This is a genomic window from Streptomyces sp. NBC_00670, from assembly GCF_036226765.1.
In the GTDB taxonomy this organism is placed as follows: domain Bacteria; phylum Actinomycetota; class Actinomycetes; order Streptomycetales; family Streptomycetaceae; genus Streptomyces.
In genome coordinates this window covers 472,674-498,671 of sequence record NZ_CP109017.1, presented here as the reverse complement: position 1 = coordinate 498,671, position 25,998 = coordinate 472,674, and the positions used below count along the sequence as shown (strand labels likewise).

24 protein-coding genes and 5 pseudogenes are annotated in these 25,998 nt (G+C 70.5%); 17 read left to right on the top strand and 12 right to left on the bottom strand.

From position 1 onward, the window contains the following. Positions 1 to 345 precede the first annotated feature (345 nt). Positions 346 to 1,221, top strand: a complete 876-nt coding sequence (locus tag OIE12_RS02105) for a universal stress protein (protein WP_329131055.1) — start codon at positions 346 to 348, stop codon at positions 1,219 to 1,221. Positions 1,222 to 1,373: 152 nt separating this feature from the next. Beyond that, positions 1,374 to 1,760: pseudogene (locus OIE12_RS02100) on the top strand (lipoate--protein ligase family protein); the annotation flags it as partial. A 100-nt stretch (positions 1,761 to 1,860) separates the two neighbouring features. Here OIE12_RS02100 and OIE12_RS02095 read toward each other — a convergent pair. Then, on the bottom strand, positions 1,861 to 3,183 hold the full coding sequence (locus OIE12_RS02095) for an Nramp family divalent metal transporter (protein ID WP_329131053.1): 1,323 nt from the start codon (positions 3,181 to 3,183) through the stop codon (positions 1,861 to 1,863). A gap of 243 nt (positions 3,184 to 3,426) precedes the next feature. Beyond that, complete coding sequence (locus OIE12_RS02090) at positions 3,427 to 4,776, bottom strand: glycoside hydrolase family 2 protein (RefSeq protein WP_329131051.1); 1,350 nt, start codon at positions 4,774 to 4,776, stop codon at positions 3,427 to 3,429. Between the two features lie 158 nt (positions 4,777 to 4,934). Between OIE12_RS02090 and OIE12_RS33470 the strand changes: the two are divergent. From OIE12_RS33470 to OIE12_RS02080, 3 genes and pseudogenes are all read left to right on the top strand, one after another. Then, a pseudogene (locus OIE12_RS33470) lies at positions 4,935 to 5,270 on the top strand (sensor domain-containing protein); the annotation flags it as partial. 82 nt (positions 5,271 to 5,352) lie between these two features. After that, positions 5,353 to 6,108 carry a sensor histidine kinase gene (locus OIE12_RS02085; protein WP_329131049.1) on the top strand — a complete coding sequence of 252 codons (756 nt, stop codon included), beginning with the start codon at positions 5,353 to 5,355 and terminating at the stop codon, positions 6,106 to 6,108. Continuing rightward, positions 6,093 to 6,737 carry a response regulator transcription factor gene (locus OIE12_RS02080; protein WP_329131047.1) on the top strand — a complete coding sequence of 215 codons (645 nt, stop codon included), beginning with the start codon at positions 6,093 to 6,095 and terminating at the stop codon, positions 6,735 to 6,737. Before OIE12_RS02085 ends, OIE12_RS02080 begins: the two co-directional genes overlap by 16 nt. A gap of 90 nt (positions 6,738 to 6,827) precedes the next feature. Here OIE12_RS02080 and OIE12_RS02075 read toward each other — a convergent pair whose 3' ends face one another. Together OIE12_RS02075 and OIE12_RS02070 are read right to left on the bottom strand one after the other, a co-directional pair. Then, positions 6,828 to 7,070: a DUF5133 domain-containing protein gene (locus tag OIE12_RS02075; RefSeq protein WP_329131045.1), complete on the bottom strand. Its 243-nt coding sequence runs from the start codon at positions 7,068 to 7,070 to the stop codon at positions 6,828 to 6,830. A gap of 140 nt (positions 7,071 to 7,210) precedes the next feature. After that, positions 7,211 to 7,588, bottom strand: coding sequence for an STAS domain-containing protein (locus tag OIE12_RS02070; protein WP_329131044.1), 378 nt, complete (start codon positions 7,586 to 7,588; stop codon positions 7,211 to 7,213). A 118-nt stretch (positions 7,589 to 7,706) separates the two neighbouring features. On the opposite strand from OIE12_RS02070, the gene OIE12_RS02065 reads away from it, so the two are divergent. The 4 genes and pseudogenes from OIE12_RS02065 to OIE12_RS02050 all read left to right on the top strand — a co-directional run bounded on the left by OIE12_RS02065 (position 7,707) and on the right by OIE12_RS02050 (position 10,258). Continuing rightward, positions 7,707 to 8,069: a helix-turn-helix transcriptional regulator gene (locus OIE12_RS02065; RefSeq protein WP_329131042.1), complete on the top strand. Its 363-nt coding sequence runs from the start codon at positions 7,707 to 7,709 to the stop codon at positions 8,067 to 8,069. 202 nt (positions 8,070 to 8,271) lie between these two features. Further along, positions 8,272 to 9,072: a hypothetical protein gene (locus OIE12_RS02060; protein ID WP_329131040.1), complete on the top strand. Its 801-nt coding sequence runs from the start codon at positions 8,272 to 8,274 to the stop codon at positions 9,070 to 9,072. 35 nt (positions 9,073 to 9,107) lie between these two features. Then, a pseudogene (locus OIE12_RS02055) lies at positions 9,108 to 9,597 on the top strand (GNAT family N-acetyltransferase). A 283-nt stretch (positions 9,598 to 9,880) separates the two neighbouring features. Then, positions 9,881 to 10,258 carry a hypothetical protein gene (locus OIE12_RS02050; protein WP_329131038.1) on the top strand — a complete coding sequence of 126 codons (378 nt, stop codon included), beginning with the start codon at positions 9,881 to 9,883 and terminating at the stop codon, positions 10,256 to 10,258. Positions 10,259 to 10,390: 132 nt separating this feature from the next. Here the strand turns inward: OIE12_RS02050 and OIE12_RS02045 are convergent, their stop codons facing one another. Next, positions 10,391 to 12,634, bottom strand: a complete 2,244-nt coding sequence (locus tag OIE12_RS02045; RefSeq protein ID WP_329131036.1) for an MMPL family transporter — start codon at positions 12,632 to 12,634, stop codon at positions 10,391 to 10,393. A gap of 277 nt (positions 12,635 to 12,911) precedes the next feature. On the opposite strand from OIE12_RS02045, the gene OIE12_RS02040 reads away from it, so the two are divergent. Continuing rightward, positions 12,912 to 13,670 carry a TetR/AcrR family transcriptional regulator gene (locus tag OIE12_RS02040; RefSeq protein ID WP_329131034.1) on the top strand — a complete coding sequence of 253 codons (759 nt, stop codon included), beginning with the start codon at positions 12,912 to 12,914 and terminating at the stop codon, positions 13,668 to 13,670. Positions 13,671 to 13,720: 50 nt separating this feature from the next. Here the strand turns inward: OIE12_RS02040 and OIE12_RS02035 are convergent, their stop codons facing one another. From OIE12_RS02035 to OIE12_RS02025, 3 genes and pseudogenes are all read right to left on the bottom strand, one after another. Then, positions 13,721 to 14,068: a VOC family protein gene (locus tag OIE12_RS02035; RefSeq protein ID WP_329131032.1), complete on the bottom strand. Its 348-nt coding sequence runs from the start codon at positions 14,066 to 14,068 to the stop codon at positions 13,721 to 13,723. Positions 14,069 to 14,432: 364 nt separating this feature from the next. After that, positions 14,433 to 14,828 (bottom strand): annotated as a pseudogene (locus OIE12_RS02030) (NADPH-dependent F420 reductase); the annotation flags it as partial. Positions 14,829 to 14,835: 7 nt separating this feature from the next. Continuing rightward, positions 14,836 to 15,570: an SDR family NAD(P)-dependent oxidoreductase gene (locus tag OIE12_RS02025; RefSeq protein ID WP_329131030.1), complete on the bottom strand. Its 735-nt coding sequence runs from the start codon at positions 15,568 to 15,570 to the stop codon at positions 14,836 to 14,838. 144 nt (positions 15,571 to 15,714) lie between these two features. Between OIE12_RS02025 and OIE12_RS02020 the strand changes: the two genes are divergently transcribed. Next, on the top strand, positions 15,715 to 16,326 hold the full coding sequence (locus tag OIE12_RS02020) for a TetR/AcrR family transcriptional regulator (protein WP_329131028.1): 612 nt from the start codon (positions 15,715 to 15,717) through the stop codon (positions 16,324 to 16,326). A 294-nt stretch (positions 16,327 to 16,620) separates the two neighbouring features. On the opposite strand, the pseudogene OIE12_RS02015 reads toward OIE12_RS02020, so the two are convergent. Both OIE12_RS02015 and OIE12_RS02010 read right to left on the bottom strand, forming a co-directional pair. After that, a pseudogene (locus OIE12_RS02015) lies at positions 16,621 to 16,848 on the bottom strand (fumarylacetoacetate hydrolase family protein); the annotation flags it as partial. A gap of 74 nt (positions 16,849 to 16,922) precedes the next feature. Continuing rightward, complete coding sequence (locus tag OIE12_RS02010) at positions 16,923 to 17,135, bottom strand: hypothetical protein (protein WP_329131026.1); 213 nt, start codon at positions 17,133 to 17,135, stop codon at positions 16,923 to 16,925. 295 nt (positions 17,136 to 17,430) lie between these two features. On the opposite strand from OIE12_RS02010, the gene OIE12_RS02005 reads away from it, so the two are divergent. The 3 genes from OIE12_RS02005 to OIE12_RS01995 are packed head-to-tail and all read left to right on the top strand — an operon-like array spanning position 17,431 to position 20,197. Next, entirely contained in the window at positions 17,431 to 18,045 is a 615-nt protein-coding gene (locus OIE12_RS02005) for a hypothetical protein (protein ID WP_329131023.1), read from the top strand. Between the two features lie 51 nt (positions 18,046 to 18,096). Next, positions 18,097 to 19,314, top strand: a complete 1,218-nt coding sequence (locus OIE12_RS02000) for a cytochrome P450 family protein (RefSeq protein ID WP_329131021.1) — start codon at positions 18,097 to 18,099, stop codon at positions 19,312 to 19,314. Between the two features lie 28 nt (positions 19,315 to 19,342). Next, positions 19,343 to 20,197: an SAM-dependent methyltransferase gene (locus OIE12_RS01995; protein WP_329141701.1), complete on the top strand. Its 855-nt coding sequence runs from the start codon at positions 19,343 to 19,345 to the stop codon at positions 20,195 to 20,197. A gap of 53 nt (positions 20,198 to 20,250) precedes the next feature. Here the strand turns inward: OIE12_RS01995 and OIE12_RS01990 are convergent, their stop codons facing one another. Then, positions 20,251 to 21,585 carry a glycine cleavage T C-terminal barrel domain-containing protein gene (locus OIE12_RS01990; RefSeq protein ID WP_329131018.1) on the bottom strand — a complete coding sequence of 445 codons (1,335 nt, stop codon included), beginning with the start codon at positions 21,583 to 21,585 and terminating at the stop codon, positions 20,251 to 20,253. A 269-nt stretch (positions 21,586 to 21,854) separates the two neighbouring features. Further along, positions 21,855 to 22,385 (bottom strand): EF-hand domain-containing protein, encoded by a 531-nt coding sequence (locus OIE12_RS01985; RefSeq protein WP_329131016.1) that lies wholly within the window; start codon positions 22,383 to 22,385, stop codon positions 21,855 to 21,857. 179 nt (positions 22,386 to 22,564) lie between these two features. On the opposite strand from OIE12_RS01985, the gene OIE12_RS01980 reads away from it, so the two are divergent. From OIE12_RS01980 to OIE12_RS01970, 3 genes are all read left to right on the top strand, one after another. After that, on the top strand, positions 22,565 to 23,026 hold the full coding sequence (locus OIE12_RS01980) for a MarR family winged helix-turn-helix transcriptional regulator (RefSeq protein WP_329131014.1): 462 nt from the start codon (positions 22,565 to 22,567) through the stop codon (positions 23,024 to 23,026). Positions 23,027 to 23,195: 169 nt separating this feature from the next. Further along, entirely contained in the window at positions 23,196 to 24,938 is a 1,743-nt protein-coding gene (locus OIE12_RS01975) for an MFS transporter (RefSeq protein WP_329131012.1), read from the top strand. 161 nt (positions 24,939 to 25,099) lie between these two features. Further along, positions 25,100 to 25,996 carry a sulfotransferase family protein gene (locus OIE12_RS01970; RefSeq protein ID WP_329131010.1) on the top strand — a complete coding sequence of 299 codons (897 nt, stop codon included), beginning with the start codon at positions 25,100 to 25,102 and terminating at the stop codon, positions 25,994 to 25,996. Positions 25,997 to 25,998: the final 2 nt, after the last annotated feature.

Genomic DNA, 25,998 nt, shown 5'->3' with positions numbered 1-25,998 from the left:
TTGCCTCCGTCGCGGACGGTGAGCCGCGGGTTCGGGCAACGGCCGCCGGGTTCTTCGGCGTCACCGCCGGATCTCCTCGCCGACGGCGGTCCACCGGGCGAGTGGCGGGAAGGACGCCCGCTTCTCGCGGACCCCGATTGCGCGGTGCGTGACCTTCGGCCACTCCTCCGCGTCTCGCTTCGTCCTCCCCGCCACCACCAGCACACCACGCGACCGCCCGCGCGGGCAGGGCCGAAGGTCCCGGACGAAGGGCCGGAATGCCTTTGCCGCCCCGGCCCACCGGTGCGACCGTGAAAGTGGATCCCTCCTGCACGTCACACAGCGAGAAAGAAGGCGGTGGGAACCATGACACTCCCCCTGGTCGTAGGAGTCGACGGATCGGACGGCAGCCTCCTGGCGGTCGACTGGGCGGTGGACGAGGCCGCACGGCACGGACTCGAACTGCGTCTGGTCTACGCCTCCCTGTGGGAACGGTACGAGGGGACGCTGCCGACCACGAGCCGGGAGCGCCCCTCGGAACAGGTCATGGCCGAGCACATCGTGGAGTCCGCCGCGGAACGCGTCAGGCGGCGTGATCCCACCGTCAAGGTCTCCACGGAGACAGTCGCCGCGGAGGCGGTGTCCGCGCTCCTGGACGCGGGCACGGACGCCACCGCCGTGATCACCGGATCGCGGGGCAGGGGAGGGCTGAAGGGAACCCTGCTCGGATCGGTGAGTCTGGCTGTCGCGGCCCGCGCCTACTGCCCGGTCGTCGTGGTGCGAGGTGACGCGACGGCCCTGTCCGGGGCGCACGGTCGGGTGATCCTCGGTGCCGGGGATCCCGGCAGCGGCCACGAAGCGGTCGGCTTCGCGTTCCGGGAGGCCGAGGCGCGCGGGTGCGAACTCGATGTCGTGCGTGCCTGGCGCTGTCCCTCTCCCGAAACCGTCGATCACCCGGTGTTGCCCACGGATCCGGCGCGTCAGCATCAGGAACGTGCCGCGGCGCTGATCGACATACTGATCGGCGGGGCGGCGGCGGAACATCCGGACGTACGGCTGCGCAGGACGACGGTCGAGGGACCGGCCCGCAAGGTACTGGTGAACCGCTCGGCCGCCGCCGACCTCGTCGTCGTCGGAGCACGGCGCAGGTCCGGGCACTTCGGACTCCAGCTCGGCCGTGTCGGCCACACGCTGCTGCACCACGCGGCCTGCCCGGTGGCCGTCGTCCCACAGAGCGCGTGACACGCTCAGCAGCTCGCGCCGGTAGCCAACCTGCGTTGTGGTGATACCTGCGCCCAGCCCGCGCTGGGCCGGCAAGGCATGTCAAGGCGTCGGCGGCTTTGTCCTGGACGCTCAACCTTGCTCGTACCGCCGCCGAGTCGTAGTGCTTTTCCGGCTCGACCTTCGTAGAGGTGGGCAACACCGTCACGTACTCCCTGTCGGTGCCGGCCTCGCTGGTCTCCGGGCTGTCGTTCGCCGAGTCCTACGCGTATCTGGACGAGTGGGTGATCGCCGCGCTCGGCGACATGGGCATCAAGGCGTGGTACCAGCCGCTGAACGACATCGCCACCGAGGTCGGCAAGATCGGTGGCGCGGCGCAGAAGCGCATGGTGGCCACGGACGGCGGGCCGGGCGCTGTCCTGCATCACGTGACGATGAGCTACGACATCGACGCGGACAAGATGCTGCAGGTGCTGCGCATCGGCAAGGAGAAGATGTCCGACAAGGGCACGACCAGCGCGAAGAAGCGCGTGGACCCGCTGCGCCGCCAGACGGGCCTGACGTCCGGCCGGTCAGGGTGCCGTGACGGAACGTGTCCGTACCTCGTCCACCTCGGACGGACACCTCCGATCGACTGACCAACCGACCAGAGAGACAGTTCTAGAAGAACTCCGACCACGGCTGGTCCCAGATCTGCTTCACGCACAGGACCAGGAACAGTAGCCCCGCGATCGCGAGCATGCCGTTACTGAGGCCGCCGTTGCGCCATTCGCGGGGCGTGCGGGAGGAGTTGAGGAGCCACATCAGGGTCAGTGCGAGGAAGGGCATGAAGGCGGCACCCAGGACGCCGTAGATGATGACCAGGCGGAAGGGCTCGTCCTGGAAGAGCAGGATCATGGGCGGGAAGGTCAGCCAGAGCAGGTAGGCGCGGAAGGCCCAGGACTTCTCGCGGCGGCCCGAGGCCAGCTCGTCGGCGCGTGCCTCGCGTTCGCCGCGCTGCCGGGCCAGGAAGTCGGCGAACATCAGGCTCACGCCGTGCCAGACGCCGATCAGGGAGGTGAAGGAGGTGGCGAAGAACCCGATCAGGAAGAGCTTGCCGGTGGCCGTGCCGTACTGCTGCTCAAGGATGTCCCCGAGTTGGATCAGGCCCTTGTCGCCGCTCGCGATCGCGATGTTCGCCGAGTGCAGCAACTCCGCGCCCACGAGGAGCATGGCGATCACGAAGATGCCGGTCGTCGCGTAGGCGACCCGATTGTCCAGGCGCATGACCTTCATCCAGCCGGTGTTGGTCCAGCCCTTGGCGTTGACCCAGTAACCGTACGCGGCCAGCGTGATGGTGCCGCCCACGCCGCCGATCAGGCCCAGGGTGTTGAGGACCGAGTCCTTCTCGTCCGGGAGGACCGGGAGCAGGCCGGCGAAGGCGTCGCCGAGGTTCGGGGTGACGCGGATGGCCAGGTAGACGGTCACGACGAACATGACACCCACCAGGACCGTCATGACCTTCTCGAAGACGTTGTACTTGTTGAACCAGACGAAGACCAGGCCCACCAGACCTGAGGCGATGCCCCACCATTCGAGGCCCATCACGTCAGGGAAGAGGGCCTGGAGGGGAAGGGCGCTGGACGACATCGCCGCCGCGCCGTAGACGAAGCCCCAGATCACGGAGTAGATCGCGAAGAACCACATCGTCCAGCGGCCGAGGCTCGCCCAGCCGTCGAACAACGTGCGGCCGGTGGCCAGGTGCCAGCGGCCGCACGCCTCGGCGAGGGAGATCTTCACCAGGCAGCCGATGACGGCCGCCCACAACAGGGTGTAGCCGAAGTTGCTGCCCGCGATGAGGGTGGCGACGAGGTCGCCGGCCCCCACCCCGGTCGCCGCGACGACGATGCCGGGGCCGATGTAGCGCCAACTGGACTTACGAGGAGCTGGACCGGCCCCGGCCGGTACGCCTGCGCCTGTGGTGTTGCCCATGGTGTCCGCCATGGGGTCAAGAAAGCCCATCACGGACAGCGGGACAAGAGGGCGTACGCGGATCTTCACCCGATGCGCTTACAGCAGTTGGCCGAACCGATCGACCCGCACCTCCGTGCACGTCTTCAGGAATGTCCGTTCGGCCCACGACCCCGGCCGCACACCGATGAGACCGTTACCGGACCCGGGCGCCACCGTGGACCTCGACCACCGGCCGTCGGGGTCTCCCGGCGGCCGGTGGGGTGGTGCCGCTCGTCAGCGGTTCGACACCCGGGGCGTGCCGTACCCCTGCGCCGTCACCGCCAGGTCGCCCGTGTGCCGGGCGCCGAGCGGACAGGAGATCGTCACCTCGCGCTCCTCACCGGGCAGCAGCCACACGTAGTTGTCGGAGTAGCGCGCGGGCAGCACCCGGTGGCCCGTGTGGCGGTCGCGCAGCGACAGCCGGACCATCGGTGCCACGACACGGCCCTTGTTGCGTACCGTCACGGTGACGGAGGCTCGCCCGGCGCGCCGCGTGGTCCGGCCCCGCGAGACCTCGAGCCTGGCCCCGGACAGGTCATTGAGCGCCTGCATGTCCCTGGGCCGGTCGTAGCGCCAGTAGGTGTTCTCCGACAGCGTCCGGCCGTCGGCGCGGGTCAGGCGCAGCCGCAGCAGGTGCAGGGGATGGTCGCCGTCGGACTCGGCCACCGTGAAGGCCGGTGCCGTCGCGGAGGGGGGAAGGTCGACCGTCTGCCGCTGGGGGGCCAGCCGCTTCCCGGACAGGTCCAGGAGCTCGGCCTCGACCACCGCGTGGCGCAGCGTCTCGGGCGTGTGGTTGACCGCGATGACCTTCCAGTCCTGTGGGTCGGCCTGCACGTGATGCGCCTCGCAGCCCGAACGCGATCCGTAGTAACTGCCGTTGACGTCCAGGTCGTAGTCGTAGGTCTGCCACACGGTGCTGTGCCAGGCCGGGTTGGACATCCACAGCAGCAGTCCGCTCGCGTCCTTCCACAGGTTGGCGTTCCACGCCTCGAAGATGGCCCGCATGGACTCGTAATTGACGAATTGCGCCTTGGCGCAGAACTCCTCCAGGGAGGAGGACCCACCCAGGCGCTCGTCGATGGTCGCCTTGTAGCTCTGCGGATTCTGGCCGCCGCGCTCCAGCCAGTCGTGGTGGTTCCACACCAGGCCGATGGGCCACTCCTTCTCCCCGTCGACGAGGTTGCGCATGCTCTCGGCGACGGAGACCGTCGGGATGCCGATCTCGGTGTGGAAACCGAAGGTGCCGTGCGCGTAGAGGTCGGGGGAGAAGTACCGCTCGGGGTCGACCCAGGCGTAAGGACCGCTGCCGCTGACGATGCCGCCCGCCGAGTTGCTGAGGTAGGTCACGCCGGGGTGCTCCTCGGCCACGGCCGTCCGGGCGCCCTGGTCGATCTCGCCCGACGGGGTGCCCTCGTTGGCGCCGCACCACACGACGATGGACGGGTGCGAACGGTAGCGGCGGATGGTGTCGCGCACGTGGTCGAGGTGGAGGGCGTGGTTCGGCGGGTCCAGGAACCAGGCGTTCCAGAAGTCGTTCCACACCAGCAGTCCGTGCGGTCCCAGCCCCAGTTGCCGCCCCGGCACATCACCTTCACGCCGTTGACGCTGATCTGGAGCTGGACCGGCTGGTTGTCCACCGCCTTGACGTCCGTCCACTTCTCCCCGTCGTGGTGAGCTCGTCGTCCGAGCCGCCCTTGAGCCCGGCAACCGGAGTCGCCCTGCGAGCCGATCTCGCTGTGCGGATGCGTCTGCTGGGCTGGTCGCTGGTGCTGCTGCTCGGCGCGGTCCTGGGCTTCGGCCTGCTCACCTTGTGGATCACCTCGGTTTCGCTCGCCGTACTGGGCGTCGGCATCCCGTTGACCCTGCTTTCGACCGTCCTGGTGCGCTGGTTCGCCGACCTGCACCGCCAGTGGGCCACCGACCAGCTCGGTGAACCGGTGGTCCGGCCCTACCGGCCAACGCCGGACGGCGGTTGGCTGCCGCGGCTGTGGGCGCATCTGCGCGACCCGGCGAGCTGGCGGGACTGGGCGTGGTTGGCCGTCAACTCGGTCGCAGGGTGGTTCACCTGCGGGCTGTCGTTCCTGCTCTTCCTCTTCGGCGTCTTCTACCTGAGCTATCCGCTGCTGTACGCGCTGACCCCTCCTGGTTCCGCTCGGCCCGGTGTTCTTCCTGCTCTGGTACGCCACCGCCGTGCGGCTGGCGCACCTCCACGCCGTGGTGATCCGCTCCCTGCTGGCGCCCACCGCGCAGGCACGACTTCAGGCCCGCGTCGCGCGGCTGGCTGCTTCGCGGGCCGAAACCGTCGACACGCAGGCGGGCGAACTGCGCCGGATCGAACGGGATCTGCACGACGGCACGCAAGCCCGGCTTGTGGCATTGGGCATGAACCTGGGCCTGGCCGAACAGCTCCTGCAGGACGATCCGCACACTGTCCGGCAGCTGCTGGCCGAGGCGCGCGCCTCGGCCACCAGCGCCCTGGCGGAACTACGGAACTTGGTGCACGGCAACCATCCACCCGTGCTCGCCGACCGCGGCCTGGACGGCGCCCTGCGAGCCCTGGCCCTCGCCAGTCCGACACCGGCGACGGTGGTCACCCGCCTGCCTGACCGACTGCCTGCGCCGGTTGAGTCCGCGGCCTACTTCGCCGTCGCCGAGACCCTGACGAACGCCATCAAGCACGCTCGAGCCCAGCGCATCGACGTCATCGTCGAATGCATGCCCCACCCGGGTACGACAGCGGGACTGCTGACGATGCGGGTGTCCGACGACGGCCGTGGGGGCGCCGATCCCGACGGCGGCACCGGCCTGCTGGGCATCGCGCGGCGCCTGGCGGCATTCGACGGCACCCTGACCACCGTCAGCCCGCCCGGTGGACCCACCGAGAGAAGGATGTCGCTGCCGTGCGCGTCGTCATAGCCGAAGATCTCACCCTGCTTCGTGAAGGTCTGATACGGATTCTCCAGGCCAACGGCTTCGAAGTCGTCGGCGCCGTCGACAACGGCCCGTCCCTGATCAGGGCGCTGACGACCCAGCGGTCCGACATCGCGATCGTCGACGTGCGGTTGCCGCCGACCTTCACCGACGAGGGTCTGCGCGCCGTCATCGACGTACGCACGTACCTCCCCGATCTGCCCGTCGTGGTGCTCTCGCAGTACGTCGAACAGCTCTACGCCAGGGAACTGATGTCACACCGAGCCGGGGCGACGGGATACCTGCTGAAGGAGCGGGTCATGAACGTCGGCCAATTCGTGGCGAGCGTCCGGCAGGTCGCCGCCGGCAGCACGGTGTTGGACCCCGAGGTGGTCAGGGCCCTTTTCACCCACCGCTCGGCAGATCCCCTCCTGCGACAGCTGACCCCGCGCGAGCACGAGGTGCTCTCCCTGATGGCCCAGGGCCGCTCCAACGCCGCCATCGCCAGCCGCATGTTCGTCAGCGAGAAGACCGTCAGCAAACACAGCTCCAACCTCTTCACCAAACTCGGCCTTGACCCCTCCGCGGACAACAACCGCCGCGTCCTGGCCGTCCTCGCCTACCTGCAGGGCTGAACCCGCCCCCGCGGGCGGTAGCCTCCACCGTCACCGCGGCCCGCATCGGCCGACACGGCCTCGCCACTCGTCGAGGCAACCGGAAGCGCCCTAGGCGGCGAGCGTCTCGTCCTCGCGGGAGACGCCGGCATGGGCCGCGTAGTGCTCGAGCAGGGTGTCCGCCGTGCGCAGTGCCTGCTCGACGGTGCGGGCCCCAGTCATCACGCACAGGGTGTATGCGGTGTCCTCCAGGGTCCTGCTGGTGTGGCCGGTGGGGCGCACATCGTGTTCGATACGCGCCTGGGCGAACCGCGCCAACACCGTGCGCAGCTCCTTCTCCGCCGGAAGGATCATGGTGTTACCTCTCCCCTCGAGTCGATACGTCGAATGCCCGGCGTCGACGGTGGCAAACCGGACGGTCCCTCGCCTCCCGCGCGTGGGACACGCCTCCTCGTCGGCCGCGGCGAGGCGTGCCGTGGCGGTCCGGGACCTCGTCACAGAGCGGCGGCCTCTTCCACCGTCTCCCGCACCTTCAGCACGGTGTCTACCCCGGTGAGTTGCAACAGCCGTATGAGCTGCTGCGGGGGTGCGGCCACGCGGAGGTCGGTCCTCTGGTGGGTGAGGATCAGCAGGTTCAGGAGTGCCGAGTCCGCGAAGGTGATGCCGGAGGCGTCCAGGACCACCTTCGTCCGCTCGGCGGCAGCGGCGACCAGCGCGTCCGCCAGGGGCCCTATGGAGGACATGTCGTAGAAGCCCCGTGCGTCGACCACTTGGGCGCCGCACCACTCGTACACGCGCGCCCCCGCGTGGTCCAGGGCGTGCGGCCGGTTCCCTGCCGGGCCGCCCTGACCTGCCGCTACCGCTTCGCCCACAGACACCTTCGGTCCCTTCTGAGATGCCCCCGGCCAGTTACTGTCATCCGTTACGGGAAAAGTATGTCATGTATCGAGTGTCAGGCAAATGGGTGCGGCGGTCAGTAGAATGCTGCGCATGGTTGAAGTGTCTGGGTCTCACGTCGGATGGACGTTCGTCACCAATCACGCGCGGGTGCTGGCGGCCATCGCCGACAACCCGAACGTCCGGATCCGCGACATCGCCGCCCACTGCCGGCTCACCGAGCGTGCCGTCCAGCGGATCATCTCCGACCTGGAACAGGACGGGTACCTCTCCCACACCCGTGACGGCCGCAGCAACACCTACCGCATCCAGCCGGACAAGGTGCTCCGTCATCCGGCGGAAGCGGGTCTGACGGTGGCCGCACTGCTCTCCCTGCTCGTGCAGAGCGAGAGCGACCGCGTGCGGGAACCCGGCAGGCAGGCCTCCCGCCTGGCCGGCGCCGGCGGCGTCCAGTAACCGACCCTTGGGCGCCGGTCGTGTTCGGCCGGCTCCCGGGTGAGCGCGGACCGGCCTCCCGCACGCGGCGCGAAGGCGTGGAGACCGTGGCCCGCCGCGTAGCCGCGGCGGACCGCCCACCGGCCGACCACACCAATACCGACGAGCAGCGGATGAAGCCCCTCAGCCGGGCGTTCGAGAACCGCCATACCCCCGTCCACTGATGCCGCCGAGCAAGGTCGGCATCCTGGTACCCGCCGGCATGCTCGGCGCCGGCTTCGATCCGGCGACCGTCGAACGCGGCCTGACGCTCAACCCCCATGTCATAGCCGTCCACGGGGCCTCCACCGACTCCGGCCCCCACTACCTGGGCACCGGCACGGCCAGGACCACCGCCGCGGCCGTGGTCCGAGACCTGCGCATCCTCCTGGACGCGGCCGCCCGTGCCGGCATTCCCCTGGTCATCGGCTCCTGCGGCACCAGCGGCACCGACTCCGGGGTCGACCGGGTGGCCGGCACAGCCGAGGAGATCCTGCCGGAAACGGGCCTGGATCCGAGGATCGCCCGGATCTGCAGCGAACAGGATCCCTCCTTCCTCGAGGAACAGCTCGCCGCCGGGCGCGTCCGGCCGCTGCCGCCCGTGGGCCCCCTCGACGTCTCCGACGCCGTCCACACCGCCCTCGACGAACGCCGGGTCCGGGTGGAGGGATCCCGCTTCGAGCCCGCCCACCCGCACACGATCAAGCTGGAGGGCGCGCGCGTCACCGGCGACGAGACCGTGTCGTTCGCCGGCATCCGCGACCCGTACATCGCGGCCCACATCGACCGGTGGGCCGCGATGCTGCGCACCATCCTGGCCGGGTGCGTCGCGCAGACCCTCGGGCTGTGCGAGGACGACTACGCCCTCGGCGTCCGCCTGTACGGGCACAACGCGATCCTCGGGGACATCGAGCCCGACTCAGGCCGGCCGTCGCGCTCCGGGCCAGGAGCGCGGGATGAGAAAACGGCTTTGCACACCCTCTGATCGACGTGGATGCTGGCTCGCCGGAGGTACTCAGGATGACTGACGTTGTGTTGAAGCTGTCGGCCCGTGACTTGGTCCATGCGGACCTGGCGTCGTGCGGGTGGGCAGGCTCGGAGCATCATCTGACCCGCGTCGCCGAGCAGTTGGAGCGTGCCCGGACCGGTGAGGTCGACTACCTCGCGGTCTGCGCCGCGACGAACATCCCTGTGGCGAAGGGTGGCGTCGACTACCGGGTCAAGGAGGGTGTCGGCACCTTGTGGCAGCTGGCGGTCCACCCCGCATTGCAATCGTGCGGGATCGGCACGTTCCTCGTCGGAGCCGCGGAAGCGCGGATCAGGAACCGCGGTCTGCGGCGGGCCGAGCTGGGTGTGGAGGAGAACAACCCCCCGGGCGCGAGCACTGTACGAACGGCTGGGATATGTCGCGTACGACCGTCAGCCGGACGCGTGGGAGGAGCAAACCCCCGACGGATCGCTGCGCCGCTACGAAACCGTGTGCACATTGATGCGGAAGGAACTCGCGTAGGCCCAGTCACCTTCACGGTGCCTGCCGGTGGACCCGACCCCCGACGGTCTTCCACGCAACACGATCTCCTGTTCCGAGGAGGAGGAGGTCGTCGTCGGCTGAGACCCCGGCACCGGGTCCGCCGCGGCCTCCACCGACTGCCGAGCAGAATTGAACTTGTTCAAATTCCGTGGCATCGTGAGCGCTCGCCGATCCGGCGCGCGAGTCGGTCGGGGTGTGACGTAGGCGAGGGGGAGTCATGCGTGAGGGACGAGGGCGAGTCGCCGCGGCGGGGGTGCGTGGGGTGGTTCCGGCGGTCGCGGCCGCGGTGTTGATGCTGGCCACGGGATGCGACGTGTGGGAGCAGCAGGAACTGGCTCGGGCGGACATCGCGGGCACCTGGACCGGGGGCGATGCCGGGACCCTGCGCTTCGAGGAGGACGGCACCGTTGTCGTGACCGACCTCGCGGTGTACGACAACGACGGCGACAAGGTGTCGTCGTGCAGCGGCACCGGCGAGTGGGGCGTGTACCCCGACGACGAGGCGGCGAACTCGTTGTGGACCACCGTCTGCGACGGCAACCCGTGGAAATTCGGCGGCTCGAAGGAACATCCGAAGATGCGGCGCGGCGTGGGCAACCCCGATCGCGGGAACGTCCAAACCCTCAGCCGCGAGGAGTAGAAGCCGCAGGTACGACCCGTCGGCCGTCCGGCCCCCAGCGCTGCCGCCGTCGAGGTTCGAGGGGGGACGGGGCAGGGCCGGGGGCGGGGTACCGCGTACGCCGTGCACGGGTTGCGAGGGGTGGACGGGCGGTCAGACCGTCGTCGACTCCTTCGTGTCGGCCTCTGTGGCTGCCGGTGATCCGTGGGTGGGCCTCGGCTCGGCGGGGCCCCCTTCGCTGAGGCCGTACCGTGCGTGGAACCTGCGCAGGAAGCCGGGCGCGTACCAGGCCGTGTTCCCCAGCAGACGCATCGCGGCGGGCACGAGCACGCCGCGGACGGCGAGGGCGTCGATGAGGATGGCCAGTCCGCTGCCGAGGCCGAACATCTGGATGAAGCTGAGTTTGGAGGTGCCGAAGGCGAAGAAGCTCACCGCGAGCAGGAAGGCGGCCGCGCTGACGATGCGCCCGGTGTGGCCGAGGCCGCTGACGACCGCGGTCTCGTTGTCCGCTCCCTGGTCGTGAAGTTCCTTGATCCGGCTGGTGACGAAGACCTCGTAGTCCATCGAGAGGCCGAAGCCGATGCAGAACATCAGCACGGTCATCGACAGCTCCATCGGCTGGGCGGTGAAGCCGAGCAGCGAGGAGAGGTGGCCGTCCTGGAAGATCCACGTCATCACGCCGAGGGTGGCACCCAGGCTGATCAGGTTGAGGACCAGCGCGCGCAACGGCTGCACGATGCTGCCGGTGAAGAGGAAGAGCAGCAGGAAGGTGCTGAGGACGACCAGGGTCACGGCCAGCGGGAGTCTGTCGGCGATGGATCCCTTGGCGTCGACGAGTACGGCGTCGTTCCCGCCGACCAGGGGGGCCGTCCCCGGGGGCGGCGGCACCGCGCGCACCCGCTCGACCAGCTTCTCGGCCGCCTCCGACTTCGGCGTCAGGCTGCTCACCACACTGATCCGCTGTGCGTCGGGCCGGCCAAGGGCGGAGTCGGCCGGGCCGGACGTGACGGGCCGCCCCGCGCTGTAGACGCCGACGCTGCTCTCGACCCGCTCGACGCCCTTGAGCGCGGCCAGTCGCTCCGCGTACAAGGCCAGCGGGGCCTTGGCCACGGAGGTGTCGAGGGCGATGAAGAGGGCCGCGTCCTCGCTGCCGCCGAAGTCCTCCCGCAGGATCTGCGAGACCTGGCGGCTCTCGGCGTCCTTGGGCAGTACGCGTTCGTCCGTCGTTCCGAAGGTGATGTTCAGCAGGGGGCTCGCCGCCAGCAGCAGCACCGCCACGACCGGCACCGCGGTGAGCACGGGCCGCCGCATGACGGTGTGCGCCAGCCGCCCCCACCGGGACGCCCGCGCCTCGGACCGGCGTCCCTTCGCCCACGGCATCCGCCCGCCGTTGACCCGGTGCCCCAGAGTCTTCAGCAGGGCCGGCATCACGAACAGGGTGCTCAGGGCGGCGATGGCGACGACGCCGACCCCGGAGAAGCCGAACGAGCGCAGGAAGTACTGCGGGAACACCATGAGGGTCGCCAGAGCCGCGGCGACGGTCGCCGCGGAGAAGGCGATGGTGCGGCCCGCGGTGTGCACCGTCCGCCGGACGGCATCCTCCACGCTCACACCGGCCGCGAGCTGCTCCCGGAAGCGGTTGACCATCAACAGGGCGTAGTCGATGCCCAGTCCGAGGCCCAGGGCGGTGATGAGGTTGGTCGCGGTGTCGGCCACGTCGGTGACACTGCCGAGCAGGAAGAGCTGGGCGAACGAGCCGGTGATGGCGATGACGGCGATGACGAGCGGCAGCAGCGCCGCGACGACACTGCCGAAGACGAACAGGAGCAGGACAAGGGTCAGCGGTACGGCGATCGCCTCGGCGAGGACCAGATCCTCGACCACCTGGTTCGACAGGTCGGCTCCCACGGCCGCGCCTCCTCCGGCCCGGACGGTGAGGGTGTCCTTGTAGGAGCCGCTGTAGGTGTCCAGGATCGCGAGGGCGCTCTCCCGCTGTTCGGTGGTGTCTCCCTTCACGTGGGCGAGTACCAGGGCTTCGCGGTGGTCCTCGGAGCGCAGGTCGGGGCTCTTCGTTCCCCAGAAGGAGACGACGTTGCCGAGCCGCTCGTCCTTCTTGAGCTCGGCGACCAGGGCCCGGCCGTCCTCCTCGGCGGCGGGGGTGTCGATGCGGCCGTCGGGAGAGCGGATCAGCAGGACGAGGTTGGTCTCGCCGTCGAACTTGTCGGCGATGACGTTCGCCGCGCGCGTGGAGCCGGAGGCGGGGTCGTCGAAGCCGCCCCCCTTCAGCTTGTCGAAGGCGCCGGCGCCCACCACGCCCATCAGCGCCACGGCCAGGGCGGCCACGAGCAACACCAGTCTGGACCGGCGGATCGCCAAATCGGCCAAACGTTCGAACACGAGTGGATCTCCTTCGGGTCTTTCGAAAAGGGGCTTTTCGAGGGCGGGGGGAAGGACGAGAGGCGGCGGCCGGCCGGACGAGAAGCCGACGGAACGCGTCGCAGCGCCCTCTTCGCCCCGGCGGACGGTGCGCGATGCCGCGCTCGTCGCCGCTGGGAACGACGCTAATGAGGGAGCGCGTTCTTGAGCAGAAGGAGATTTACCTGACACTGTCAGGTTTTCCGTACGGGTGCAGTCCCTTGATGACTCGTCCCGTCAACCGCCTTAGGATCGCCGCATGTTCGCCGACAAGCCCGCGACGGCGCTGCCGCCCCTGCGTCAACGACGCCGAGCCGCCGCCATGCGGGAGATCGTGGACGCCGCCGAGCGTCAGATCACCGAGCACGGGCCGCACGCCCTGTCCCTGCGAGCGGTCGCCCGCGACCTGGGCATGACCGTGCAAGGGCTCTACCACTACTTCCCGAACCGGGACGCCCTCGTCACGACGTTGGTGGCCAAGGCGTACGACGACCTGGGCGACGCCGTGACGGCGGCCGTCGCCGCGGCGGCCCACGAACCGGCCGCACAGCGGTTCCTGGCCGCCGCCGAGGGCTACCGCAACTGGGCCGTCACCCACGTCGAACGGTTCCAACTGCTGTACGGCGCACCGCTGCGCCACTACGAGGCACCCGCCGAGGGCCCGACCACCCAGGCGATGCGGCGACTGAGCATGATCTTCCAGCGGGAGATGTTCGACGGGTTCACCACGGCACAACTCGCCGCGGCCGACACCCGGGCGCTCTCGCCGACTCTGCGGGCGTACCTGGAACCCCTCATCCCGCACGGCCCGGAAACCCTGCCGCCCCCCGCGACCGCTCTCCTCGTCGGCGCCTGGGGGCACATGCACGGCATGGTCGTACTGGAGGCCTTCGGGCACACCTCCTTCATCGGCGAACACCAGGCGGAGCTCTTCCGCATGGCCATGCGTGACCTGCTGGAGGACCTCCATCGCCGCATACGCGCCGGCCAGGAGCCGCCAAGCGGGTCGCGGGGCTGACAGGGGGTGGCGAGGTCGCGCCTCGCCGGCGACCGGACGCCCCAGGACCGTCAGCGGTGGCTCAGTACGTTGACCACCCGGCCGTTGGGGTCACGGACGAAGAACCGCCGCACCCCCCACTCCTCGTCCTGCAGGGGGTGAACGATCTCCGCCCCGCTCTCCCGCATGGCCGCGTAGGCCGCGTCCACGTCATCCACTTCGACGCTCATGTCGGGAGTGACCGGTGCGGTTCTGTCACTGGTCATGAAGCTGATCTGCGCCGTCGGACTGGACGGGGACGCGAGCGTCATGATCCAGCCGTGGTTCATGACCTCCTCGAAACCGAGCAGGTCGTAGAACTCCCGGCTCTCCCGCGCGGCTTCCGACTGGACATTGGGTACGACACGGCGAACGGTCATCGACAGCTCCTGGGTGACAACAGACCGGCGTTGAGCCTTTCCAGGAGTACTACGCCACACCGACCGCCGCACGCTCTTCCCCTACGCGCTGCCCGGTTCTCGGCCGGCGTTTGCGCATGTGTCCCGGCTCGGTGAAGCGGGTCAAGGTCTCCGGCGGCGGCTCGCTGCCCGACGTCAGCCCGGCGACCCGGTGGACGACACCCTCCGCGAACACCGGTGACACAGACCGGCCACCGTCCGCTCCGGCCCGTGACGGCGGCCGCCGCCGTCACGGGCCGGACGCGATCACGGCGGCCGGGTTCCGTAGCGGGGCACGGGAGCACGGCTGCCGTAACCGCCGTGGAAAGGTGCCGACACCCTTCGCTCAAGCAGGAATCCCGGTGATGCCGAGGGCGAAGTCCAGGTTCCCCACCCCGTGGTGGGCGAGGCCCACCGTGACCACGCCCGCTCCTTCCAGCCAGTGCGCCATCTTCAGTCCGCCGACGTCCAGCGGGCGCAGTCCGAGGGTCTCGATGAACGCTCCCACACTCCTCTTGGCCTGCGCGTTGTCGCCGGCGAGGAAGACGTCGGGCCGGCCCTTCTCCAGGACGTGGCGGAAGACGGTGTTGAACGCCTTCACCACGTGGGCGTCGGCCGGGGCCGCTCTGGCCACTTCCTGCGCGATCGAGATCTCCTCGCGGTGGGCCAGGCCGTCGAACGTGTCATTGAAGGGATCGCTGATGTCGACGATGACCTTGCCCGCGAGCGCGTCTCCGTACTGGTCCGGTTCAGACGGCTGTGGTGCCGCCGTCCGCGACCAGTTCCATGCCGTTGACATAGCTGGAGTCGTCGGAGGCGAGGAAGAGGGCGACGGTGGCGATTTCGTCGGGGCGGCCCATCCGGCCGCGGGGGATGAGCGACTCGAACTGGCGCTTGGTGGCCTCGTCGAAGAGTTCTTCCTGCTTGGCGGTGGCGACCTGGCCGGGGGTCAGAACGTTGACGCGGATACGCCGGTCCTTGAGCTCGTTGAGCCAGATGCGGGCCCAGGCCTGCTGGACGGCCTTGCTGCCGGCGTAGACGCTCCAGCCGGGGAAGGCGCCGAGGGAGGCGTTGGAGCCGGTCATGAGGATGGAGCCGCCGTCGTTGAGGAGCGGAAGCGCCTTCTGGACGGTGAACAGGGTGCCGCGGGCGTTGAGCCCGAACCAGGTGTCGAACTGGGCCTCGGTGATCTCGCCGAGCAGGGCGGGCTCGCCGCCGCCGGCGCTGGCCCACAGCACGTCGAGGCTGCCCTTCTCCCGCTTGACGGTGTCGTAGAGGCGGTCCAGGTCGGCCAGGTCGGCGGCGTCGCCCTGGACACCGGTGACGTTGCGGCCGATCTGCCGCACGGCCTCGTCCAGGGCTTCCCGGCGGCGGCCGGTGATGAAGACGTGCGCTCCCTCGTCGACGAACAGCTTCGCGCCGGCCAGCGCCATGCCGGTGGTGCCGCCGGTGATGACCGCTACCTTGCCGTCGAGCTTGCCCATGGGTCGCTCCCTTGGTCGGTGGTGCCGTGCGCACCTGGAACGACGGTGTTAAGTACACCGTCCTGTTTCCTTACGGTACGGGGCGGGCGGTCGGGGAGCAAACTAAGTACACCGGTCGTTACCCGCCCGGGGTACGATGGACCCATGACGGAGTTGGAGAAGGGCCCGACGGGCCGCCGCCGCGGCCGGGGCGCCCGCGAGCGCATCCTCAGTGCGTCCCAGCAGCTGTTCCGCGAGCAGGGCATCAACCGCACCGGCATGGACCAGCTCTGCGCGGCGGCCGAGGTGTCCAAGCGCACGGCCTACCAGCACTTCGGCGGCAAGGACGAACTCGTCGCCGAGTACCTGCGCGGGTTCGACCCCTCTGTACTGTCCGGCGTGTTCGACCGCAGCGACCTCACGCCCCGCGAACGGCTTCTCGCCGCCTTCGACATCCCCCCCACCACCCCCCTGTGCCCCTACATCGCCGCCGCCGTCGAGCTCCACGACTCCCAACACCCCGCATCCCAGTACGCACGCGACTACAAGAAAGCGGTCGCCGCGCGGTTCGCCGACACCGCCCGCGAAGCCGGCGCCGCCGATCCCGGACAACTCGGCGAGCAGCTCGCGCTGCTCCTCGACGGCGCCGCGGCCCGCACCCGGGTCCTCAACGCTGACGCCTTCCCCACCGCCGCCGTCATCGCCGCCGTCCTCATCGACAACGCCCTCCCCGCCATGGCCGACGATGACCGGCGACAGGAGGAAGCACTCGGCTGACGTGGCCCTCCGCGGCCGGGCCGGACGCGCTGCCGGTCGCGTGGCCGCACCCGCTGATCCGCGACACCGGCCACCCGGCTCTTCGACGTCGTCCAGACGCAGGGGGGACAAAGTGGTGATCCCGTCGGAGAGCTTCACCTCATGCATCCGGTGATTCCTGACGCCCGAACCCCGGTCGCACCCTCGGGGATTGGCCTCCGTGCCCGTCACGGCCCGACGTCCGGCGGGGTCATCCCCGGGGAAATGGCCCGTGCCGTTCACGGGACGTGCCGGCGAGTGTTGCCGTGCAGTCCTTCACGGCCGTTCCCGGTCCCGGCGCCGGCCGGCCGACAGCCGGACGGGTGCCGCACCGGGAACGACGGTGCTGGTCAGCGAGCCGATGCCCTCGACCGTGAGGGTGACCGTGTCGCCGGGTTCCAGGGGCGGGGGGTCCTGCCGGCCCCGCACGCCCCGGAGTTCGGCCAGGCAACCGCCCTTGCCGCAGGTGCCGGAGCCGAAAACGTCGCCGGGGACGACACGGGTGGCGACGCCGTCGTCGAAGGCGCCGGCGTAGGAGAGCGCGAGGGCGCGGGTGCCCGGCCCGGGACCCGGCGCCGTCAGCGTGTCTGTGTACGTGAGCCGGGGCGGAGCAGGCCCACGACGGCGGTGGTCATGAGGGCCAGGGCGGCGAGGCCGGAGACGAGGGGGAGTACGGCCATGTCGTCCTTGAGCTGATACGCGGCGTTGATGGCCAGGATGACACCGACAAGCAGGTAGAGGGCGCTCATGCCCCGGCTCGTCGGGACGATCCGCCAGGTGCGGTCACTCATCTCTGCCTCCAACTCGGCCGCTGTGTGGTGCAGTTCGCGTGCCCAGGGGGCCGGAAGGCATTCCGGTCGGGGCGGCGCGGATTGGCGAAGGTGTTGGGACACCGGCGCGACCCTCACCAACGTGTCCCTGGTGGCGTCGTAGTCCCTCCCGCCGACGGTGAACCGTACGGTGCCGGAGAGGGTGTAGAACCGCGTGGGTATCCCGCGGCAGTCGCCGGATGGCCCAAGCCGGATCGTGCGCCGCCGGTGGTGCGGTGAGGATGAACGGGACCGAACCGGCACGGAGGACTGCGACATGGTACGCACGCGTGGGGATCACTGCCGCCGCGCCGTGGTGGCGGCGCTCGGCTGCGCCCTGTCCGCCACGGCCGTCACCGGATGCGGCGACGGGGGCGACGGCGGATCCTCGCCCACACCGGCACCCAGCAGCCCGAACGCCGCGTCGTTCTCCGGCCTGCCGCCCTCGGCGCTCGCCTCCGAGGCCGGCGCCGCGATCGCCTCCGCCCGGGCCTCGGCCTCCGCGGCCGCCTCTTCGGCGTCCGCCCGTGCCTCGCAGTTCGAGGCGTCCGTCGACGCGGCGGCCGCCCGTACGAGTGCCGCCGCCGAGAAGGCGCTGGAGAAGGTGCGGGGGCGCGGCAACGCCGTGTCCGAGGTCGGCATGCGGGGCTTGCCCAAGGAGGTGACCAGCGGCTTGTCCGCGGTTCTCCTGACCATTACCAACAAGACCGACGACAAGGCGTCGTACGCCGTGCAGGTCGATTTCGAAGACGCGTCCGGCAAGGTCGTGGAACGCCGGTTCGCAGGCGCCGAGAACCTCGCGCCGGGCAAGCAGGAGCAGCCCGTCGTGTTCAGCCGGCAGTCCGAGGACGCGCGGCTCACCCCCCGGCTGGCCAGGGCGCAGCGGTACTGAGTCCGGCCAAGGGCGCGTGCCCCGTCGCGCGCGATCTGGTTGGCTGGCGGTATGAGCGAGACAACTGCCCTCGGTGCGGGCGGCATTGACCCCGTAGAGCTGTTCGACGATCCCTACGCCGTCTACGGCCGGCTCCGTGAGGAAGGGCCGGTGCACCGCATCACCGGTACGGACGGCCTGCCCGCCTGGCTGGTCACCCGCTACGACGACGTGCGACAGGCCCTCGCCGACCGGCGCCTGTCCCTGGACAAGAGCCACGGCACGCCCGGCGGCTACCGGGGCATGGCTCTGCCGCCCGCGCTGGACGCCAACCTGCTGAACATGGACCCCCCGGACCACACCCGGATCCGCAGGCTGGTCTCCCAGGCGTTCACCCCCCGCCGCATCGAGCGGCTGCGCGACCCCGTGCGGCGCATCGCGGACCGGCTCCTGGACGCGCGGCGCGGGGACGAGGAGTTCGATCTGATCGCCGCCTACGCCGCCCCGCTGCCGATCGCCGTGATCTGCGACCTCCTGGGCATCCCCGAAGACAGCAGGCCCGACTTCCGCGACTGGACCGACGCGCTCGTGGCACCCGACCCGACGCGCCCTGCCCGGGCCCGTGACGCCGTCGGCCGGCTGCTGGCCTTCTTCACCGGCCTTCTCGCGGACCGGCGAAGGAGTCCGGGCGACGACCTGCTCTCCGCGCTCATCGCCGTACGCGACGAGGAAGACCGCCTGAGCGAGGACGAGTTGATGTCCCTGGCCTTCCTCATCCTGGTCGCCGGGTACGAGAACACCGTCCACCTCATCGGCAACGCCGTCGCCGCGCTGCTCGCCCATCCCGCGCAACTGGCCGCGCTGCGGGCGGATCCGAAGCTGCTGGACGGGGCCGTGGAGGAACTGGCCCGCTACGACGGCCCGGTGCCGCTGGCCATCCGGCGCTTCCCCGTCGAGGATCTCACCATCGGCGGCGTCACCGTACCCGCGGGGGAGACCGTGCTGCTGTCCCTGGCCGCCGCCCACCGGGACCCGCGCCGCTTCCCCGAGCCCGACCGGCTCGACCTCACCCGCGACGCCACCGGGCACCTCACCCTGGGACACGGCATCCACTACTGCCTCGGCGCCCCGCTCGCCCGGATGGAGACCGCGATCGCCCTCACCGCGCTCTTCGACCGCTTCCCGGACCTCACCCTGGCCTGCCCTCCGCAGGATCTGCGGCACCGCTCGTCCATGCGCTCGCGCGGCCTCGTCGCCCTGCCCGTACGGACGGCCGCGCCCCGTGACTGAGCAGCGGGGGCGGGCGCGGCCGTCGGGGGTGTGGGCCACGGCCGTGGGGGTGGCCAGGGTGCGGGCGCTGGAGACGGAGCGGGTGAACGCGCTGTTCCGTGACCCACTGGCCCGGGCCTTCGCCGTCGCCGGTGGCCTGTGGCCCTCCTCGCCGGCACCGGCCGACGACGAGGCCGGGCGACGCCGTCGGACGGCAGTGGCGTTCTCCATCGTCATCAGGACGAAGTTCCTCGACGACCTGCTGCGGCAGGCATCCGCGTCCGGAGTCCGGCAGGTCGTGCTGCTCGGCGCCGGCATGGACAGCCGGGCCTTCCGGATGGACTGGCCCGAGGGCACCCGGCTCTTCGAGATCGACACCGCCGCCCCACTGGACTTCAAGGCCTCGGTGCTGCGTCAGGAGCGGGCCGTCGCGCGCTGTGAGCGGATCACCGTCGCGACGGATCTGCGGGCGGACTGGCCGGCCGCGCTGGCCGCCGCGGGGCACGACCCGGCCGCGCCCACCGCGTGGATCGCCGAAGGGCTGCTGATCTATCTGCCCGAGGACGCGGTGGAGGCGCTGCTGACCCGGATCGGCGCGCGCTCGGCTGCGGGCAGCCGGATGGGGCTCACGCTGGGCTCGCGCGGCGTGATCGAGCGCTTCGGCGCGGACGCCGTGCCGGGATCGGCGGCGTCCCTGTGGGTGTCGGAGATGCCCGAGGACCCGGTGGGCTGGCTGGCCGGGCACGGCTGGGAGGCCGAAAGCCACACGCTGCGCGAGCGCGCCGCCGCCTACGGCCGCCCGATCGGCACACCGGCGCGGGGCGAGGAAGGGCCCGGAGGGCTGATCTCGGCGGTCCGGAAGCAGCGCGCCACCTCACGCCGTCCCTCTCCCGGACATCCGTGACGGCCCGCCGGAAAGGCCGGCGGGCCGTCACGGGCGTGTGGAATCAGGACGCGTCACTCGATGGGAAAGGCCGAGACCACCGCCGGGACACTCCTGCTCGTCGAGCCGGTGTCCGTGTCCGTGTCCGTGCCCGGCACGAACACGTGCACCTGCGTTCCCGGTACCGCGAGGTCGACCGGCAGACGGGCCAGGGCGACGTTCGTCCGGAGTTTCGGGGCGTAGGAGGCGGACGTCACGAAGCCCACCGGCTCCGCGTCCGGGGAGGGCGCGACGAGCCAGAAGTCCGACAGATAATCCGCGATCGGCTCACCTTCCATCCTCAGTCCGACCATGGTCAGTCTGTACGGATGGTTTCCGGCGGCGATGTCGGCCCGCATCTTTTCGAGGGCTTCGCGGCCGATGTAGTCCGACGCCTTGTTGCGGGGAATGTGGGACGCCAGCCCGACCTGGAAAGGGACCATCTCGTTGTCGACGTCCTGACCCCAGGCGAGTATCCCCGACGTGATCCGGTGGGGCTGGATGGGGCCGGTCACCGTCAGCCCGTATTTCTCTCCCGCGCGGAGGATCGCCTCCCACATCCGCTCCGCGTGCAGGCTCGCATTCTTCAGATAGACCTCGTATCCGGCCTCGCCGGAGAATCCGGTCCGCGAGACGAGTACCGGAATGCCGGCGATCTCGGCCTCCGCCAGCCCGAACGCGGGCATCTCGGCGGCGGCGTCACCGATGAGGTCGGCCATCAGCCTGTTCGCCTCCGCTCCCTGGAGCTGGACGGGCGACACGTCGAGCTCCTCGATCCGGACGTCGAATCCCTTCCCGGCGTTCACCCCCTTCAGCCACAGCGACAGATCCGAGTCGGAGATGCTGAACCAGTATTCGGTGGGCGAGATCTTCAGCAGCAGCGGATCGTTGACCATCCGTCCGTCGGGATCGCACAGCACGACGTACGCGGCCCGCATGGACGCCAGCCGTGTGACGTCCCTCGTCACGACGTAGTCGACGAATGCGGTGGCCTCGCTTCCCCGCACTCGGATCTGCCGTGCGGCCGCGATGTCCCACAACGTCACTCGTCGCGTCAGCGCCTCGTACTCGGCCGCGGAGCCGCCCTCCTCCGGGGAGCCGTAACCCCGGGGCAGATACATTCGGTTGTAGACCTCCGCGCGCCGGCATCCCGCCTCGACGGCCAGGTGCCAATACGGCGACTTCCGCGCGCGCGTGGATATCAGGAGTTCGATGTCCGGGCGCCCTGTCTGGCGTAAATTCACAGGAACCGTGCGGTCCGACTGGTCCACCGACGAGAAATTCGGATCCGTCCATGTGCGAGACTCGTTCGACATACCGTCCCCTCCCGTGCCCATCCGACTCACCGCCGGTTCATCGACGTACGCCACGACGGCAGCGGTAGGCACCGTGAACCGGCGAATCGGCGGTAGTGTATTTCCGCGAATGACACGACGCCATGGGGTGGCCGAATTCCGACGCCGAACTCGCCACACGAATCCGGCGTCACCGTTTCCATGCCGTGCGAAAGGGCTCGGGGGGCAACCGGCCGCGCACACCGGCGAACGCGCCCTCGCCGGTGCGACACCGACACCGGCGAGGGCCTGAACGCCTGGGAGACCCTGGGCGACGGCGTCGCCCGCTCGACTCCGCGTGCTTCTCAGCCCGCCGGCTGCGCGACCAGGTGGTCAGCGATGCCCGCCGCCTCGGGGTCGTAGTACTCCTTGATGGCCTCGACCCAGGCCGGCACCGATGCCTGGTCGGTGCCGGCCGGCTCCAGGGCGTCGAACAGGGACTGGATGTTCGGCTCGGAGAAGCCGATCGCCGTCATGACCGCCATGAAGGTCGGCCGCTCGACCATCCCGTCGCCGTTGGGGTCCGAGACGGCCGTGAGGGCCTCGGCGAACTGCCCGACCGCCGCGGAGAAGCGTTCCGGAGCCAGGACGACCGCCTTGAACTCCTCGAAGTCGACCTTGTTGTCGTGGTTGGTGTCCAACTCGTCGGCCAGGGTCTGCCAGAACGTCCGGAAAGCGGCCACCATCGCGTCACGCCTCGCCGCGTCCGCCTCGGGCACCGCCGCCACCACCCTCTTGGCCATCAGGTCGAAGTCGTCGGCCTCGAGGACTCCGTTGCCGTCGGCGTCGAACAGCGTGAACACGAGCCGGACCCGCTGGATCGCTTCCGTCCGCATGGGCATCTCACCTTTTCCCGTCGATGTACGCGCACTGCTCTCGTCGGTCTGTGCGCACTCCGCACGGTAGGAAGAAGGGCCGGTCGGGTCATGAGGAATGCGCGGCGTTCATACGAAGGAGTGGCGGCCGACGCCGGAAACATCTTGTTTCACGCTACATGTAAATGCATAATGCAGTGATGGACATGCGTGACGCGCCTCCCGACGAACCCCACGGAGCGACGGAGGATCTCGTCGTCGCCGTGGAGCAGGTGCTCCGGCACGTGCGGCAGAGCGCCACCGCCGGGGGGCTCGGCATCGCCGCGTCCTCGCTGCTCGGGCGGCTCAGCCGCGAAGGGCCCCTGCGGCTCACCGAGTTGGCCCGGGCCGAAGGCGTCTCGCAGCCCAACGCGACCCAGCTCGTCACCCGCATGGAGCGGGCGGAGCTGGTGCGCCGCACCGCCGACCGCAGCGACGGGCGCGGGGTGCTCGTCGCGGTCACCGACGCCGGGCTGCGGGTCTTCGCGCAGCGCCGCGCCGAGCGTGCGAGGGCGCTGGACGAACTCATGGCCGAACTGACCCCACCCGAGCAGCGGGCGGCCGAGGTCGCGCTCACCGCCCTGGCGCGGGTGATCCGCGACCGGCGTCGGGAACGGGGGTGAGGCCGCCCGTGCACACCACCGGCCCACCCGCGTCGACGTCCGGTTCCGCGCGACTCCGCGGGCACCGGGTCCACGGCCCCGTTGCCCGTCTCCGTCCCCCTCCCCGTCCCTGTCACTCCCTTCTGTTCCTGCCCCGCCCCACCCGCCCTCGTCCGGAAGAGAACCGCACATGAGTGCACCGCACGGAAAGGCTGCCGGCCCGTTCCGGCAGCCCAAGGCCGTCTGGGCCGTCGCCTTCGCCTGCGTGATCTCGTTCATGGGCATCGGTCTGGTCGACCCGATCCTGCCCGCCCTGGCCGACAGCCTGCACGCCACGCCCAGCCAGGTCTCCCTGCTGTTCAGCAGCTATCTGATCGTCACCGCGGTCGCCATGCTGATCGTCGGCTGGGTCTCCAGCCGCATCGGTGCCAAGCGGACCCTGGTCACCGGCCTCGCCGTGATCGTCGTGTTCGCCGCGCTCGCCGGCACCACCGACTCCATCAACGGCATAGTCGGCTTCCGGGCCGGCTGGGGTCTGGGCAACGCGCTGTTCATCGCCACCTCCCTCGCCGTCATCGTGGCCTCGGCGAGCGGCGGGTTCGGCGGCGCGATCATCCTCTACGAGACCGCGCTGGGCCTCGGCATCGCCGTCGGCCCGCTGCTCGGCGGCGAGCTGGGCGCCATCAGCTGGCGCGGTCCGTTCTTCGGCGTCGCCGTCCTCATGGCCATCGCCCTCGTCGCCACCCTCGCCTTCGTCCCCTCCCTGCCCAAACCCGAGCGCCCCACCTCACCCGTCGCCCCGCTCAAGGCGCTGCGCCACCGCGGCCTGCTCACCATGGGCATCATGGCGCTGCTCTACAACTGGGGCTTCTTCACCATGCTCGGCTACGCCCCCTACCCGATGGAGCTGAGCGCCCACCAGCTCGGGCTCGTCTTCACCGGCTGGGGACTGCTCGTCGCCGCGTTCAGCGTGTTCTTCGCCCCGCGCCTGCAGGGCAGGTACGGCACCGCGCCCGTCCTCTACGCCAACCTGCTCGGCCTCGGCATCGTCATGGCGGTCATCGCGGCGGGCGTCGACACCCCGTCCGTCGTCATCGTCGCGGTCATCGTCAGCGGCGCCTTCATCGGCATCAACAACACCCTCACCACCCAGGCCGTCATGCTCGTCTCGCCCGTCGAGCGTCCGGTCGCCTCCTCGGCGTACGGCTTCCTGCGCTTCATCGGCGGCGGCCTCGCCCCGTACGTCGCGGGCAAGCTCGCCGACGCCACCGATCTGAGCGTGCCCTTCTACCTCGGCGCCGCCACCTTCGTCCTGGCCATCCCGGTGCTCGCCAGCGGGCACCGGCTGCTGGCGCGCGCCGAGCAGCGCGACGGGGAGAGTGAGAGCGTCGAGCCCGCCGGAGCCGGCTCGCCCGTGTTCACACCGGTCGGCGCCGCCGCGGCCGCCGACGGCCGGCCTCCGGTCGTGGTCGCCGTGGGCGCGCACGAGCGGGCCGCCGCGATCGTGGACGCCGCCGCCCGGCTCGCCCGCGACACCGGCAGCCCGCTGGAGGTCGTGCACGTGCGGCAGACCGCCGTCGTCGAGGGACAGGCCGTCGACACCGAGACCGAGGAGGAGGCCAGGGACGCCGTCACCGCGCATCTCGCCCGGCTCGCCGGCCTCGGTGTCGCCGCCACCGGGCAGATCCTCACCAGCGTCGGAGACCACGCCGCCGCCGGACACGCCCTGGCCCGGCACGCCGCCGACGTCCACGCCCGGACCGTCGCCGTCGGCCGCTCCCCGCGCGGAGCGCTCGCCCAGTTCGCCGACGGCAGCCTCACCACGGCGCTGACGCACGCGGCCACCTGCACCGTCGTCCTCGTCGAACCCGACGACGACCCCCGGCCGCTGACCCCGGCGTCGCTGACGGACCTGCGCACCGGCGGGGCCTGAGGCGGGGCGCGCGTCGCCACCGCGGCTCCGGTGGCCCCACGGCCTCCGGAGCCCGGCGGCGGTCGTCGCGCGGATTCTCACCGAAGGTAAAAAGAAATCACAGCCCGGGTAAGAGTTCCCCGTGAACAATCCCACCCACGAGCAAAGGCGAGGAGTTGCGCGTGGGAACCCTGCACACAGGCATACGACGACGGGGCCGGCTGCTGAAGGAGGCCCTGCGGCCTCCGCAGCGGGACGGTGACGGGAGTGCTCCCGGGCCACGGGCCGCGGCACCGGCCCGACGGCCGCCGAAGCGGACGATCGCCGTCGAGACCACCGTGCCCCGGGCGCCGAGGCTGGTCGAGGACCCCGTCTTCGTCCTCGCCCCGGTCCGCTCCGGCTCCACCCTGCTGCGGATGCTGCTCAACAGCCACTCCCGGATCCGCGCTCCGCACGAGTTGCACCTGCGCAGCGTGGAAGTGCGGCTGACGCCGGACTTCTCCGAGCGCTCCATGAGAGAACTCGACCTGGACAAGGCCGAGATGGAGCATCTGCTCTGGGACCGCGTCCTGCACGTCGAACTCCAGCGCAGCGGCAAGGACGTCGTCGTCGACAAGACTCCCGGCAACGTCTGGGCCTGGCAGCGTCTGCACTACGCCTGGCCCGGGGCCCGCTTCCTCCTCCTGCACCGGCACCCGGCGGGCATCATCAGCTCGCTCGACAACCGCAAGGGCAACACCGCCACGTCCGAGGAGAACGCGCGCAACGTCCTGAAGTACCTGCTCCCGCTGGAGGAGGCCCGTCGCACCCTCGATCCCGCACTGTGCCGCACCGTGCGCTACGAGGACCTCACCGCCGACCCCGAGAAGGCCACCCGGGGGCTGTGCGACTGGCTCGGCCTGGAGTGGGAGCCGGGGATGCTCCGGTACGGGGACCAGGAACAGGGCCCGTACCTGCCCAACCTCGGCGACCGCAGTGAGAAGATCCTCTCGGGTCGCGTCCAGCCGGGGCGCGCGCACCCCGGCACGGAGATTCTGACGGGCAGGGCGCGCGAGATCGCGGAGCGGTGGGGGTATTGAGC

Bases quoted from the DNA above. Each gene is read 5' to 3' on its own strand.
- OIE12_RS02105 (WP_329131055.1), top strand. From the start codon at position 346: ATGACACTCCCCCTGGTCGTAGGAGTCGACGGATCGGACGGCAGCCTC.
- OIE12_RS02095 (WP_329131053.1), bottom strand. From the start codon at position 3,183: ATGGCGGACACCATGGGCAACACCACAGGCGCAGGCGTACCGGCCGGG.
- OIE12_RS02075 (WP_329131045.1), bottom strand. From the start codon at position 7,070: ATGATCCTTCCGGCGGAGAAGGAGCTGCGCACGGTGTTGGCGCGGTTC.
- OIE12_RS02065 (WP_329131042.1), top strand. From the start codon at position 7,707: ATGGTTGAAGTGTCTGGGTCTCACGTCGGATGGACGTTCGTCACCAAT.
- OIE12_RS02060 (WP_329131040.1), top strand. From the start codon at position 8,272: ATGCCGCCGAGCAAGGTCGGCATCCTGGTACCCGCCGGCATGCTCGGC.
- OIE12_RS02040 (WP_329131034.1), top strand. From the start codon at position 12,912: ATGTTCGCCGACAAGCCCGCGACGGCGCTGCCGCCCCTGCGTCAACGA.
- OIE12_RS02035 (WP_329131032.1), bottom strand. From the start codon at position 14,068: ATGACCGTTCGCCGTGTCGTACCCAATGTCCAGTCGGAAGCCGCGCGG.
- OIE12_RS02025 (WP_329131030.1), bottom strand. From the start codon at position 15,570: ATGGGCAAGCTCGACGGCAAGGTAGCGGTCATCACCGGCGGCACCACC.
- OIE12_RS02020 (WP_329131028.1), top strand. From the start codon at position 15,715: ATGACGGAGTTGGAGAAGGGCCCGACGGGCCGCCGCCGCGGCCGGGGC.
- OIE12_RS02010 (WP_329131026.1), bottom strand. From the start codon at position 17,135: ATGAGTGACCGCACCTGGCGGATCGTCCCGACGAGCCGGGGCATGAGC.
- OIE12_RS02005 (WP_329131023.1), top strand. From the start codon at position 17,431: ATGGTACGCACGCGTGGGGATCACTGCCGCCGCGCCGTGGTGGCGGCG.
- OIE12_RS02000 (WP_329131021.1), top strand. From the start codon at position 18,097: ATGAGCGAGACAACTGCCCTCGGTGCGGGCGGCATTGACCCCGTAGAG.
- OIE12_RS01985 (WP_329131016.1), bottom strand. From the start codon at position 22,385: ATGCGGACGGAAGCGATCCAGCGGGTCCGGCTCGTGTTCACGCTGTTC.
- OIE12_RS01980 (WP_329131014.1), top strand. From the start codon at position 22,565: ATGGACATGCGTGACGCGCCTCCCGACGAACCCCACGGAGCGACGGAG.
- OIE12_RS01975 (WP_329131012.1), top strand. From the start codon at position 23,196: ATGAGTGCACCGCACGGAAAGGCTGCCGGCCCGTTCCGGCAGCCCAAG.